The 13,284-nt window shown below is 44.1% G+C and carries 12 protein-coding genes and 1 pseudogene; 6 read left to right on the forward strand and 7 right to left on the reverse strand.

Going from position 1 to position 13,284, the window contains the following annotated elements; translation table 11 throughout:
- Positions 1 to 110 (forward strand): annotated as a pseudogene (locus ACPUEY_RS13400) (IS30 family transposase); the annotation flags it as partial.
- Positions 111 to 124: 14 nt separating this feature from the next.
- Here the strand turns inward: ACPUEY_RS13400 and ACPUEY_RS13405 are convergent.
- Both ACPUEY_RS13405 and ACPUEY_RS13410 read right to left on the reverse strand, forming a co-directional pair.
- Positions 125 to 397, reverse strand: a complete 273-nt coding sequence (locus ACPUEY_RS13405) for a YeaC family protein (protein WP_092818954.1) — start codon at positions 395 to 397, stop codon at positions 125 to 127.
- A 3-nt stretch (positions 398 to 400) separates the two neighbouring features.
- Positions 401 to 1,342, reverse strand: a complete 942-nt coding sequence (locus ACPUEY_RS13410) for an NAD(+) kinase (RefSeq protein ID WP_131274617.1) — start codon at positions 1,340 to 1,342, stop codon at positions 401 to 403.
- Positions 1,343 to 1,751: 409 nt separating this feature from the next.
- On the opposite strand from ACPUEY_RS13410, the gene mrcB reads away from it, so the two are divergent.
- Both mrcB and ACPUEY_RS13420 read left to right on the forward strand, forming a co-directional pair.
- Complete coding sequence (mrcB, locus tag ACPUEY_RS13415) at positions 1,752 to 4,145, forward strand: penicillin-binding protein 1B (RefSeq protein ID WP_425122395.1); 2,394 nt, start codon at positions 1,752 to 1,754, stop codon at positions 4,143 to 4,145.
- A gap of 15 nt (positions 4,146 to 4,160) precedes the next feature.
- Entirely contained in the window at positions 4,161 to 4,727 is a 567-nt protein-coding gene (locus ACPUEY_RS13420) for a tetratricopeptide repeat protein (protein ID WP_425122387.1), read from the forward strand.
- A gap of 48 nt (positions 4,728 to 4,775) precedes the next feature.
- Here ACPUEY_RS13420 and ACPUEY_RS13425 read toward each other — a convergent pair whose 3' ends face one another.
- Complete coding sequence (locus ACPUEY_RS13425; protein ID WP_425122388.1) at positions 4,776 to 5,675, reverse strand: thiamine phosphate synthase; 900 nt, start codon at positions 5,673 to 5,675, stop codon at positions 4,776 to 4,778.
- A 139-nt stretch (positions 5,676 to 5,814) separates the two neighbouring features.
- Between ACPUEY_RS13425 and hemP the strand changes: the two genes are divergently transcribed.
- Positions 5,815 to 5,985, forward strand: a complete 171-nt coding sequence (hemP, locus tag ACPUEY_RS13430; protein ID WP_092818514.1) for a hemin uptake protein HemP — start codon at positions 5,815 to 5,817, stop codon at positions 5,983 to 5,985.
- Positions 5,986 to 6,054: 69 nt separating this feature from the next.
- Here hemP and ACPUEY_RS13435 read toward each other — a convergent pair whose 3' ends face one another.
- The 4 genes from ACPUEY_RS13435 to ACPUEY_RS13450 form a co-directional block, all read right to left on the reverse strand.
- The gene (locus ACPUEY_RS13435) at positions 6,055 to 7,392 is read right to left on the reverse strand and encodes a sensor histidine kinase (RefSeq protein WP_425122389.1); all 1,338 of its coding nucleotides are present in this window, start codon (positions 7,390 to 7,392) and stop codon (positions 6,055 to 6,057) included.
- 1 nt (position 7,393) lies between these two features.
- Positions 7,394 to 8,053 carry a response regulator transcription factor gene (locus ACPUEY_RS13440; protein WP_425122390.1) on the reverse strand — a complete coding sequence of 220 codons (660 nt, stop codon included), beginning with the start codon at positions 8,051 to 8,053 and terminating at the stop codon, positions 7,394 to 7,396.
- A 166-nt stretch (positions 8,054 to 8,219) separates the two neighbouring features.
- Entirely contained in the window at positions 8,220 to 8,582 is a 363-nt protein-coding gene (locus tag ACPUEY_RS13445) for a NirD/YgiW/YdeI family stress tolerance protein (protein WP_425122392.1), read from the reverse strand.
- Positions 8,583 to 8,680: 98 nt separating this feature from the next.
- Positions 8,681 to 10,438: a GspE/PulE family protein gene (locus ACPUEY_RS13450; protein ID WP_425122393.1), complete on the reverse strand. Its 1,758-nt coding sequence runs from the start codon at positions 10,436 to 10,438 to the stop codon at positions 8,681 to 8,683.
- A 257-nt stretch (positions 10,439 to 10,695) separates the two neighbouring features.
- Between ACPUEY_RS13450 and ACPUEY_RS13455 the strand changes: the two genes are divergently transcribed.
- Positions 10,696 to 11,946 carry an MgtC/SapB family protein gene (locus ACPUEY_RS13455; protein ID WP_092818519.1) on the forward strand — a complete coding sequence of 417 codons (1,251 nt, stop codon included), beginning with the start codon at positions 10,696 to 10,698 and terminating at the stop codon, positions 11,944 to 11,946.
- 198 nt (positions 11,947 to 12,144) lie between these two features.
- A complete protein-coding gene (locus ACPUEY_RS13460; protein WP_425122394.1) occupies positions 12,145 to 13,134 on the forward strand; it encodes a hypothetical protein in 990 nt (329 codons plus the stop codon).
- Positions 13,135 to 13,284: the final 150 nt, after the last annotated feature.

A 13,284-nucleotide genomic window follows, 5' to 3' on the forward strand; every position in this document is an offset into this window, starting at 1 on the left:
CAGAAATCACTCAACGTTTGAATCATCGCCCAAGAAAAAGACTCGGCTTTAAAAGTCCGAGTCAGGTATTATGGCAACAACATGGTGTTGCACTTCAAATGCTAATCTAAGTACAAATAAATATTTAAACAAAACGAATCGGCTTAAACTCTTCATCCTGCTTTGGATCATGGGAATCGCAGTGTTCATCTTCTTCTTTGGTACCGCGGTCAATATAGCCACTACGCTCAGTTTCAGGCAAGTTTTTCATTTCCCAGGCATACACCGCCTGCATACAGATTTGACGTTGCTCTGTGGTCAGCGCTACGCCATTTGGCCATTTACCAATTTCCACTGCTGTCTTTAAACGCGCAACAATTTCAGGATCGAGTACGGCCAGCATTTGTTCAATATTCATCATTTAATCCTGCTGTTGAAAAGAGTCAAAATCTTGGTTCCAGCCCAGCTTGGTACGACAAGCAATATAGAAATCATAACCAGGTGGATGAAGGAGATTCAATTTAAATGGATGTTTGCGGATATGCAAACTATCCCCGACACTGAGTGAAACGCTGTGTTGACCATCGGCACTAACCATCGGCAATACACGGTTTTCACGAATGATAATCTTAATTTCACTATGTCCACCGACCACAATCGGGCGTGAAGACAAGGTATGCGGGTGCATCGGCACCAAAGAGATGGCATCCATACTCGGATGAACAATCGGTCCACCACCAGAAAGCGCATATGCCGTAGAACCGGTAGGCGTTGAAACAATCAAACCGTCACTATGCTGACGATAGACATATTGACCATCAATATTCAGTTCAAAGTCAATCATATGCACCGATTTTCCTGAATGCAGCACCACATCATTCAAGGCAATCGCATCATAAATGCTTTCGCCCTTGGAGCGGATTTCCATTTCCAGCAAGAAACGGCGGTCGAGCTGAAATTCGCCTTTGAGCACCTGGTCCAGCTTAAAAATAACCTCGGTCGGCTTGATATCGGTTAAAAAACCCAGACGACCACGGTTTACCCCAATAACAGGGGTATTATGTCTGACCAGGGCACGTGCTGCATGTAGCAAAGAGCCATCACCGCCCACTACAATCACCAGATCCACCACTTCACCCAGTAAACTGCGGCTTACCGTTTGAGTATTGCTATAAGGGACTAAAGCGGCTGTTTCCGAATCAAAAACCGGATGTAAACCTAAACTTAAAAGATGGTCATGAATAAGACTTAAAGTTTCCACGACGGAGGATTTATCTGGACGGCCTATTAATCCAATGTTCCGAAAAGTTTTATGTGAAATTTGCACCTGGGTCATCGCTCCGCTACGATTCCTGCCTATCATAGCATTAACCCTGTTCATTTTAAAAAACTTTAAGTTCAGATTGCACTGACAATCTAGTGAATTCAATGACTCAGCCGGATTTTTCTCCGCTTTGCAGATCACTTGATTGGGTATGCTGGCACGACTAAAATCAGCATGGTATTTTATAGTAAAAGTCACCCGATTTACAAAATTTCTTTTATTGGAACAACTTAGATGCTTAACACAGTTGACTTGCTTTAATATGCACATATTATTTGCAAATACGGTTTTCATACTTGAAATAATATCCTTCATAAAATCAAAGACTCATTACAAATATTTTATACAGCTTGTTGGTATATTTTCTCTTCATTCACAGATTAATTATTGCAAAAAAATGAAAAGCTTCGCATGATTAGCACAATTTATTTGGATCTTATAATCATTGATGAAGTCTGAACGCGGGATCGGTTTACTGGCCCTTATTTTTTCAATATTAGTCATTGGCGTCTTCTTGGTTTTTAGTGTCTATTTAATCCGAATGGACAATATTGTACGCAATAAATTTGAAGGACAGCGCTGGGATATTCCGGCAAAGGTTTTTGCCCGTCCTTTGGAAATTTATACCAATGCACCGGTCAACCAGACAGACTTCACTCAGGAACTCAAACTTCTGGGCTATAAAAGTTCTGACAGCTATACTCAATCCGGCAGTTATGTAAGCTCCGGTGATGCCCTGTATGTGCATACCCGCGGCTTTGACTTTGGTGACAGCGTTGAACCCGAGCAGGTCTTAAAAGTTACCTTTAACAATAATCAGATTGGTGAAGTCAGTGCAACCAAGCCTTCTTCTACCGGCATTGCACGTTTAGAACCTTTATTGATTGGCGGAATTTATCCACAGCACAATGAAGACCGTGTGCTGATCAAGCTCAATAGTGTTCCAAAACCACTCATTGAAGCCCTGATCTCAACGGAAGACCGTAACTTTTATCATCATCATGGTATATCGTTACGGGGTACAGCGCGTGCTGTAGTCAGCAATATCACCGGTGGCAAACGTCAGGGCGGGTCTACCCTGACCCAGCAGCTGGTCAAGAATTTCTATTTAAGTCCGGAAAGAACCTTAAAACGTAAAGTCAATGAAGCCCTCATGGCCATGCTGATCGAGCTTCATTATGACAAAGATGAAATTCTGGAAGCGTATTTAAATGAAGTGAACCTAGGGCAAAATGGCAATTATTCCATTAATGGCTATGGTCTGGCTTCACAGTTTTATTTCGGCTTGCCGCTACGCGAACTGAATATTGCACAGCAGGCTTATTTAGTCGGTCTGGTGCAAGGGCCTTCCCTGTTTAATCCGTGGAAAAATCCGGAAGGCGCAAAAAAACGCCGCGATATCGTGTTAAACAATATGCTGGTGATGGGCTATCTGACTCAGGAGCAGTTTGAAAAAGAAGTTGCACGACCATTAAATGTGATTGCAAAACCCACCTTGGGACCTGCCCGCTTCCCAGATTTCATGGATATTGTACGTCGACAGCTACGCACCGAATATCAGGAAGGCGATCTGACCAATCAAGGGTTAAAAATCTTTACCACACTGGATCCAATTGCCCAAACCAAAGTCCAGGAAGCATTTAAAGCTTCAGTTTCCGGTTTAGCCAATGCCAATCCCAAACGTTTAAAAGATTTGCAAGGCGCTGTTTTGATCTCTCATCCTGAAAATGGTGAACTGGTTGCAGCTTTAGGTTCTACTCAGGATTTTACCGGATTTAACCGTGCACTGGACGCAAAACGTCAGGTTGGCTCCTTGCTTAAACCGGTGATTTATTTAAGTGCGATTGAATCTGGCCGTTATAACTGGGCTACACCGGTTGAAGACAGTGCCCTGAACATTTATAGCGAAGGTAAAAACTGGACGCCTAGAAATTACAGTGGGGGCGAGCATGGTATTGTTCCTATGTCCGAAGCGCTGGCGAACTCCTACAACCTGGCTGCCGTACGTTTAGGTCAGGAATTTGGAATTTCGACCTTTAGCAATCACCTGAAAAAATTTGGCGTGACTGCCAATATTCCAAACTATCCGTCGATCTTTCTGGGGGCGATTGATATGTCACCGATGGAAGTGATGAGTATTTACGGCAATTTTGCAACTGGCGGTTTCAAATATCCTATCAAGTCCATTCGCTCGGTGGTTGATTCCAATGGACGCCTGCTCGATCGTTATGGCCTGACGCCACAACAAACCATCGATGCTTCTGCGGCCTATATTCTGAATTATGGTTTACAGCAAGTCATGAGCTCGGGTACGGGACGTGCCGCTTATAGCGCTTTCCCTACCGACCTGAAACTGGCAGGCAAATCGGGCACCACCAATGATACCCGTGACTCCTGGTTTGCAGGCTATTCAGGTAATTATCTGAGTGTGGTCTGGCTGGGTCTGGATAATAACAAGGTGACTGGCCTAACCGGTTCTTCAGGTGCGCTTCCTGTCTGGATTAATGTCATGAAACAGTTGCGTCAGAAACCGGTTAACCTGCGTCAGACCGAAAATGTGCAATGGCAATGGATTGACCGTTCTAGTGGATATTTATCTGCGCAAGGTTGTGAAGGTGCCATGTACATTCCCTTACTTCGCAGTAGTATGCCACGACAGGCCACTGCCTGCGGTTTACCGAACTATCAGGTAGAACCTGCTTACAATCCTGATACTGAAAACAATCAGGCACCTGTCGATCAAAACGATAGTATTGGTAACTATATTCGTGAAAGTGAGACTGAAACGCAGAACGAGGATTCTACGAATCAGGTCATTTCAAGTGGTAGTTATAACAATTAAGGGTGACAGTGAAGCATGAACGGGCAATTTAAACGGCATAAATACAGGCTCATTGCCCTGAGCTTGATTGGCTTGGTGGGCTGTCAAAGCCTGCCTGCACCCGAAAGCAAACAGCCACCGAAACCAGCTCCGGCAGAAAAGCCGGACATTAAAACCCCTTCGGGGGTGGTCATCACTCCTTATGAGCGTGAAGAAATTCAGCGTAAAAAAATGCAGGTGATTGTTCCTGAGCAACACAGCAAACAGCAGTTTGAAGATGGCCGCCAGCTGCCTGCATTTCAAAAGCTCATGCAAAAAACCCAGCTCGCCTATAAGCAGGGAAAATGGAATGAAGTAGAAGCTGCGGCATTGCAGGCACAGCGCCTTGCGCCGCAATCCGCTGAAACCTTCTTGTATCTGGCATTAATTGCCCAAAAAAAGAATCAGCCGGCAAATGCCAAAGCTCTGGCGCAACGCGGGCTTAGTTATGCACAAACCAATCCCATGAAGAAACAGCTTTGGCAGGTCATTTTAAAAGCTGCACAACAGCAAAAAGATCAAAAAACCATTCAACAGGCGCAAAAAGCCCTGAAAGGCTTATAAACCTGAGGATATGTTGAACTGATATCCTCAAATACATGCTCTTCGTTTTTATAAAAAGCGCATCCCTGCAATGCCATAGGCACCCTGCTCTTGAGCGCCCGCAAGATCACCCGGCTGCATGCCGCCCAAGGCAAAAACAGGTAGATCGACCTGTGAAACCCAGCACTTGAATTGTTCCCATCCCAATGCCACAGCCTCTGGATGGGTGGCTGTAGGCAATACCGGACTCAGCAGGAGTGCATCACACCCGATCTGCTGTGCCTGTTGCATTGAGGCCAGATCATGACATGCTGCAATGGTACGTTTACCCAAATGTAAATCGCCCGGCTTTAATGCCATCAGTTGTGGCTGTCTTAAATGAATGGCGGAAATGGCTTGCTGCTGAGTCGAGTTTAATTGCTGAAAAATATCGACATTGACAATTAACTTCGCCAAATGCTCCACACTGAGTTCAGCCAATTCCGTGAGCTGCTGCTGAGTTCCCCCGACACGCCAATACAACAACTGATCCTGTTTTAATTGCGCCAGGTCATCCAGCTGCGCTGAGATTTTAATCTGATGGGGCCAATACAGGCGCTGAATTATGGCTTGATTGGCTTGAGGGAAATTGAGATTCAACAATTCTTCACGGCTGTACCAGGTCCAGGGCTGTTGAATCTCATTCAATAAAGCAGTCGGTACAATGGCATGAAATAAATGCAGCTTGACAATTACATCATCATATTCATGAACAATCACATCAAAGGCATGCCAGTCATGCAGACCAATGCCCACTTCTTCATAAATTTCACGGCGGCATGCCGCTAAGGGCGTTTCGCCCTCTTCCACTTTTCCTCCCGGAAATTCATGTTTATTGCCCTGATGCTGTTTCGCTTCACGCCAGCCCACCAGCACGTTGTTTTGATGCAGTAAAATTGCAATGGCAACATCAATTACGGGTTTAAACATTCCCTGTTCCTCAGCCTGAAAATATTACAGAGTGTAAGCAAATTTAAGTTTTTTATAAAATCTTAAATCATCCATTGACAGGTCCATTCGATAATGATTATCATTTAAAACATTCAATACATACCACGGAATCGACGGAATGAACGCACCATTTAGCCTATTTACCCGTAATCATGACAATGCTCACTCACTTCCCATGTTGCACTCGAACAACCTGTTTGCTCTGGGGCGAGAAATTCGGATTATGCATGCCGGAGAAGAATATCGTCTACGTTTAACCCGTAACAATCGTCTGATCCTGACCAAATAAAAATAATTCACTCAACAATAATAAACGTGGAAACAAGCAGTATGCGCGCAAACATGCTGCTTTTTAATGCTAGCTAGGCAATGGAAATTGCAGCTCCACTTTTAATCCGCCATGTGCCGATCGGGAAAAATGAATTTCACCCGCATGTAATTCGATAATCTTTTTACAGATGGACAGTCCCAGTCCTGAACCTTGGGTTTTGGTACCCAATGCCCGATAAAAGCGCTCACCCAGTCGTTGCAAGACTTCTTCCGTCACCCCCTGTCCATCATCTTCAATGCTAATGCTGAGCCGTTGCTGCTTTTGCTGCATATTCATAAACACGCGACCATTTTTCCCGGCATAACGGATGGCATTGTCCAGCAGATTGCGCAGGCAACTGAAAATGAGTTTTTCATTGCCAGTAATCACCAGATGTTCCGCGAACTGCTTCTCGATTTGAATATTTTTCTCGGCAGCAAAGGGTTGCAAGGCTTGCATGACCTCGTTGATGACCCTGCTCACATCCATTTCAGACTTGGGCAATTGAGCGATATGGGCCGGGTCCAGCCGTGCCAGCAACAACAAGTTTTCTAACACCTGTGTGCCACGGTTGACATCATTTTGAATACTCGCCAAGTCCTGGCCGAGTTCCGGATATTTACGTTTCAGTACCTGCAATCGCATCTGGATGGCCGATAAGGGTGAACGCAATTCATGCGAGGCGTCCGCAGTAAAGCGCTGTTCTGCCACCAGAGAGTATTCAAGCCGCTGTAATAACTGGTTCAGCTGCCATACCATCGGCTGCAATTCTTTTAATTCAGGCACCTGCTGATGAATCGGGGCAAGATCATCCGCACTTTTAGCTGAAATTTCTCTGGACAATTGATGAATAACTTTAAACTGGCGTTTTACCGCGAAGTGTAAAATCAGCCATTGAATCAACCAGAGCACAATTAAAATCAGGCCATAGCCCATGACATTTTGAGCCAGATCTTTAAAGCGTTCAGCTATGGGCTGCAAGACCCATACCGACATATTCAGCTCAGCATCTTCAGTAGTGTAAATCCGCCATAATTGCCAATCTTGCCAAATAAAACTGTAGCCTTCAGATACGTGATTTGGGAGCTTAGAAGATGGGTTGTCCAAATGAAAATTATTCGATTCACTCAACACCTGTTGCTGATCTTTTAACTGGTATTGAATATCAAATTCATCACTGAGTTCATCCACCTGTTGCCCTGAACTCGTGCTTATATCCGGAATCAGCAGCATGTCGGCAATTTCATCCATGAGCTGGTCTTGCAGCTGCATAGTCTGGTACAGGGAAATCCCCGTAAAAAGCAGCAAGGCCAAAACCCCGGCCAACATGGAACTGAATAATGAGGTCTTGATTAACCTGGTTTGTAGAGAAATGGCTTTTAACATACTAACCCTGACTCATGCGATAGCCCAAACCACGGATGGTTTTAATATACTGGCTGCCAATCTTTTTACGCAATTGATAGATAAACACTTCTATGGCATTGCTTTCTATTTCATCACCCCAGGCATAGAGTGATTCTTCCAGCTGTTCACGGGTAATCACATGCTCCGGCTTTTGCATCAGTTTATGTAAAATCTGAAATTCTTTGGCAGTTAGGTTGATGGTCTTTCCATCCTGAATCAGCGTTTTGGCCTGTGGATCGAGGACTAAATTTGCATAGCGCAGATATTGTCCGGCATTGCTTTGATGTTGCCGCAACTGCGAACGGACACGCGCAGAAAGCTCCTCCAGACTAAACGGTTTGACCAGATAATCATTGGCCCCCAAATCCAGCCCTTCAACACGGTCATGAATACTGTCCCGCGCGGTGATAAAAATCACAGGGATCTGTTGATGATGCGCACACAAAGCTTTAAGAATTTCATCGCCAGTGGCTTTGGGTAGCCCGCGATCAAGCAGGATACAGTCATACTGATGCTGTTCAATCGCTAAAATGGCATGATCGCCGCGCTCCACCCAGTCGATATTGTAGCCATCCATTTCCAGCCATGTTTTGATGCTTTCTGCTTGGGATACATCATCTTCTGCCAGTAAGATTCGCATGTCGGGTTCTCAGGTATTCTGTATTTTGTGATTTTAAAATAGCACGCTTTAAACAGCTGTTTGCATTAAAAAAACCACATGAGCCAATCATGTGGTTTTCATAAGAGACACTATTTGCAAGAGATAGCAACTCAAACTGATGATCTGTGTCGTTGAATAGACCGGATCAGAATTGAACCGCATCCACATCAATTTCAACGCGTTTAGCCGGTTTGTAATCGATGTCGACTTCACCAATGATTGTTACTGGAGTTTTGGCATTTACCGGTTTACCTTGCCATAACTCATCGTCAATATCGACGGTAATGCTGCCGGTATTGTCACGGAACTGGTATTTTTCATCCCCGACTGCTTTTACCACATAGCCTTTAAGCTGTACCTTGCTGTCATCTTTTAAAGTCAAAGCCTGTTTAACCGTAGTGGTTTTTTGTGGTGCAATTGCAGCCTGATTGACTGCCGTATTTGCCACGGCGAATGTTGTTGTACCGACCAAAGCGGTCACTAAAGCTGCTTTAGAAATCATGTTCATGTTCAAACCCTCGTTAAGTTGTTGCTCATTTCGATAGCATGATTAAAACAAATCAAGATGAGGTGAATCTTAAGATTTGCTCATTTTTAAACAATATTTCAATTCAGTGGGACAACGCGTAATACTTCTTCCAAAGTGGTCATGCCAGCCAGCACTTTGCGTGCGCCCGCGATACGTAGCGGCTCTATTCCCTCTTTTTTCGCCTGATCACGCAGCTGGTTTAAAGTTGCATCTGCACCAATCAGCTGTTTGGTCGCAAGGCTTAAAGGCATAAATTCATAAATGCCAACCCGCCCTTTATAGCCCGTCTGGCGACATGCCTCACATCCCACCGCCTTAAACACGAAGTTTGGCATTTGCAATGCATAATCAAAGGTTAAATGCTTCCACTCCGTTTCATTAATAAAGGTTTCCTGTTTGCAATGCGGGCAAAGCTTACGTACCAGACGCTGTGCCAGCACCCCTAAAATCGTGGCTGATGTTAAAAAGGGCTGTACTCCCAAATCATGCAGTCGGGTCAGACTCGAGGGTGCATCATTGGTATGCAAGGTGGATAAGACCAGGTGACCGGTTAATGCGGCCTGAATGGCCATATTGGCGGTATCCTGATCACGAATCTCGCCGACCATAATGATGTCCGGGTCCTGACGCATCAGCGCACGCACCCCATCGGCAAAACCTAAATCAATCCCTAGATTCACCTGCATCTGGTTAAAGCTCGGTTCCAGCATCTCGATCGGATCTTCGATGGTACAGACATTGACTTCTTCAGTTGCCAGCTGTTTCAGCGACGAATACAGCGTGGTGGTCTTGCCTGAACCTGTCGGACCGGTGACTAAAATAATGCCGTGACTGTGTGCAGTTAAAGCCTGCCAGTCATTCAGTAATCCGCCTTCAAAACCCAGCTGCTGAAAACTGCGCACCAACACTTCCGGATCAAAAATACGCATCACCATTTTTTCGCCAAAGGCCGTCGGCAAGGTAGATAGACGCAGCTCGGTTTCCTGCCCTTTAGGCGTACGGGTTTTTAAACGGCCATCTTGCGGTTTGCGTTTTTCCGCCACATTCATGCGGCCCAGAATCTTAATCCGCGAGATCACTGCAGTCAGCGTATTGGCGGGCATTTTATAAATGGTATGTAACACCCCATCAATTCGGAAACGCACCTTGCCGGTATCTTTACGCGGCTCAAGATGAATATCACTCGCCCCTTGCTCAAAAGCGAACTGCAATACCCAGTCCACCAGCTTTACAATGTGCTGATCATTGGCATCCGGATTTTGGGTATCTCCGAGTTGCAGCAGTGCTTCTACACCTTTGTTATCCCGGTCATAGGCACTGGATTTTTGCGACGAATTAACGGCACGGCTGACCTGATAATATTCCACCAGATAGCGCTGCAACTGATCCGGACTAAGCAGTACCCGCTGAATTTTTTTCGGGGCAATCGTGTGTTCGAGATTGGCCACCCATTCCGTTTTAAAGGGTTGATCGGTAGCAATCAGGACTTTATCCGGCTGAATTTCGACGGCCAGAATTTTATTGCGCAGGGCAAATTCCTGCGACATGATATTGGTCAAAGCGCCAACATCAGCTTTCAAGGGATCAATAATATAAAAAGGAATCTGGGCTTTGTCTGCAATCCACTGGCACAAGCGGTTTAAGGTTAAGGTCGATTGTGGATGTGCCTGATCGACCAGATTAAAATGTGCAATCCATTGTAGCGGATGCCATTTCAGTTGCTCACGCTGACGGTGTGTGGTTTGAATCAGCAGCTTGTTGCGCTCGGTAATACGTCCATCTTTTTGTAATTGTTCCAGACACCAGGAGGTATCCATTTCAAAATTAAATTTCATTGTTATATGCCCCAAAACATTCACACACTATAGCAAACTCAAGGTCATCTCTCTTCAGCCCGTTTTAGAAAAAAATATCCCCCTATCTTTTTCTAAACTGATCGATATGAGCGTTTACCGCAAAATAAACTATAGCCTGTTTTCATTTGTATTATGTTTTTACTTTCGGATATTTATAGCCAATAATGCTGAATGTGCTGTTTAATTCAGCAGCTGACTGTGCATAAACCAATAATTGGATTTTCCCTGTGAATAATATGCTGAATCTGCCCCTTCAAAGTACATCATTTCAAGACTTGCTGATGGTTATGGCAGCAGCATTGGGCTGTGGCTTGCTAATTGGTCTGGAACGCGAACGTAGCAAGCAGCGTGAAAATCAGCATAGTTTTGCCGGGGTTCGTTCATTTGCAATCTGCGCTTTATTGGGTGCCTTGTGTTTTGCTTTTGGCGATATCTTTGGCGTGATTGGCGCACTGATTGTGGGCGGTATCGGTATCTTTTCACTGAAGAACCAGCTGCAAGACCCCGGAGTCACCACCGAACTGGCTTTTGTCATGACTTATTTCATTGGTGCGTTGTGTGTCTGGAATATTACGCTGGCTGCCAGTCTCTCTGTGGTACTGACCTTCATTTTAATGATGAAACATTCCATGCATGGGATTGCCGGAAAATGGATTACCGGAACAGAACTTAAAGATGGCGTATTTTTACTGGCCCTGATCTTAATCGCCTTGCCGCTGACCCCCGATACGCCTTTATGGGGCAATGTGCTTAATCCGCATATCATTTTAAAACTGCTTACCCTGATTCTTGTGGTGCAAGCATTGGCTCACGTGGCCAAACGTTTACTTTCGAGCAAGAAAGCACTCATGCTTTCTTCCATTGCTTCCGGATTTGTTTCCAGTACGGCCACGATTGCACATTTAGGCATACAGGTACGTAATGAGGGGGCCGATGCTCGATCCAATGCCGGAGCAGCACTAATGTCATGTATATCCACTTTGCTGCTTTTATTTATTGTGGTAGGCGGTGTTTCCTTAACCTGGCTAAAGCTGCTGATCTTGCCTTCGCTCATTGCCCTCACCATTTTGGCACTTTGCGCTTACTGGCTTTTACGTAAAGCTGAACCTGTGGAAGACACAGAGCCTGTCGACAGTGCCATGTTTAGCTTAAAAGAAGCAGCGATTATTGCCGGAACGCTCACGGTCATTCAGGCAGGCGTGCATGGCTTGGAACTTTTACTGGGCGATTCCGGTTTAATTGCAGGTACACTCCTGGCTTCACTGTTTGAAATTCATGCCGCTGCGGCCGCTGTGGTTGTTCAAGGTGAACCGACAAATAGCAGTTTACTCTATGCAATGATGTTAGGTCTGGCTGCGCATGCCATTTCTAAATGCATTAATGCAGCCATCAGCGGAGGCTTAAAATTTGCACTTTATTTTGCACCTGTACAAATTCTGCATATGGCTGTTTTGATCGGTGTACTTTGGTGGCTTAATGCACTTTAAATCGAGTTTGATTATAAACTATTATTAATCAATTAAATTAAATCTTTAGTTAAATTTAAAATAATGATTTTGTTAATATTTCTTGAAGTAACAATAAGTCATTTACATTATTAGATGAATAATTAATCATCGACTTCGTTTTTTATCTTTTATCAAAAAACTTAAATTTTTAATTAATAATAACGGGGGTGTTTCATCATGAAGCTTAAATATCTGAGCTTATCAATTATAACAGCACTAACTTTGGTTGGCTGCGGTGGCGGCGGTTCAGACAGTACTTATCAAGGTACAGATTCTGGCTCTGCCGAAGAAAATAAAGATTTTCAACAATGGCACTATTTTGAAATTGAAGCTGGCTATGCAGTCAATGAACCCATTGAATTTGTTCATAACATAATCACTCTTGATCAGGGCAATGTATATGTTCAAGATGACTCGCCTACACCAGACAATGACATATTTGTTACTCAAGATGGTGTTTATCAAGAGTTAGGACCAAAAAATTCCCAATATGGATATTTAATAGGGACAGGATCTTTAAGCAATTTAGTGTTTACACATAAGCCTTATTCTCCTGTTGGCTCAACCGGTCTTGTATTTACCACAAATTTCAAAAAAATTGACCTCAGCGGCAAAAATGCCTTGGCTACACTGGAGTCCAGAGATCAATGGGACATTGCAAATAATTCAATTTCAAATATTTCGGCACAGCGCCTTGCTTATTATAATTCAATCAAAGATCTAACTTTCCCTGCGGGTGCATATTGCTTACAAAATAGTATTCACAGCAATAATCAAGAAAATCTATATCTCTATACCAGTGACAAGAGTGACGAAAAATTCGCTTTTGATGGTTATGCGGCACGTTTTGCTCAAAATGACACGCATATCTTTAAGAAAACCTATAAAGACACCATTGCCTACTTAGAATCCGATGACGGTACAGATGCAGACGCAACTTATGGCGCAGCAGAATATAAGGGGAACTACTATGGTGCTGGGCGTTATCTGAAAGGAGTTGAATACAGCCTAGCGCAGTACATTCAAGAACAAAAGGACAAATTAAGCATTACATTAACTGAAGCAGAGCGCAAACTGGCTATTGAAGAGATTGAAACTTTGAACAATCAATGCAGCTGGTATAACGACACCGCTGCACAATTTATTCAAAACTCAATGAAACCTTAAACTGCTCAAGCGAGCGACATCAGAAAAGGAGCTTAAAGCTCACTGCTGTCCCACAAATATCACAAGAAGAACCTCAATTGAGGTTCTTCTTGTTTTCGCCATTTTTTATCAGGCACAAAGAGTGACCTTAAAAGTTTCCTTTCAAATAAA

Source organism: Acinetobacter sp. G11, assembly GCF_049808495.1.
In the GTDB taxonomy this organism is placed as follows: Bacteria; Pseudomonadota; Gammaproteobacteria; order Pseudomonadales; family Moraxellaceae; genus Acinetobacter; species Acinetobacter kookii.

Coding starts and splice junctions, on each gene's coding strand:
- ACPUEY_RS13405 (WP_092818954.1), bottom strand. CDS start 397: ATGAATATTGAACAAATGCTGGCCGTACTCGATCCTGAAATTGTTGCG.
- ACPUEY_RS13410 (WP_131274617.1), bottom strand. CDS start 1,342: ATGATAGGCAGGAATCGTAGCGGAGCGATGACCCAGGTGCAAATTTCA.
- mrcB (WP_425122395.1), top strand. CDS start 1,752: ATGAAGTCTGAACGCGGGATCGGTTTACTGGCCCTTATTTTTTCAATA.
- ACPUEY_RS13420 (WP_425122387.1), top strand. CDS start 4,161: ATGAACGGGCAATTTAAACGGCATAAATACAGGCTCATTGCCCTGAGC.
- ACPUEY_RS13425 (WP_425122388.1), bottom strand. CDS start 5,675: ATGTTTAAACCCGTAATTGATGTTGCCATTGCAATTTTACTGCATCAA.
- hemP (WP_092818514.1), top strand. CDS start 5,815: ATGAACGCACCATTTAGCCTATTTACCCGTAATCATGACAATGCTCAC.
- ACPUEY_RS13435 (WP_425122389.1), bottom strand. CDS start 7,392: ATGTTAAAAGCCATTTCTCTACAAACCAGGTTAATCAAGACCTCATTA.
- ACPUEY_RS13440 (WP_425122390.1), bottom strand. CDS start 8,053: ATGCGAATCTTACTGGCAGAAGATGATGTATCCCAAGCAGAAAGCATC.
- ACPUEY_RS13445 (WP_425122392.1), bottom strand. CDS start 8,582: ATGAACATGATTTCTAAAGCAGCTTTAGTGACCGCTTTGGTCGGTACA.
- ACPUEY_RS13450 (WP_425122393.1), bottom strand. CDS start 10,438: ATGAAATTTAATTTTGAAATGGATACCTCCTGGTGTCTGGAACAATTA.
- ACPUEY_RS13455 (WP_092818519.1), top strand. CDS start 10,696: ATGCTGAATCTGCCCCTTCAAAGTACATCATTTCAAGACTTGCTGATG.
- ACPUEY_RS13460 (WP_425122394.1), top strand. CDS start 12,145: ATGAAGCTTAAATATCTGAGCTTATCAATTATAACAGCACTAACTTTG.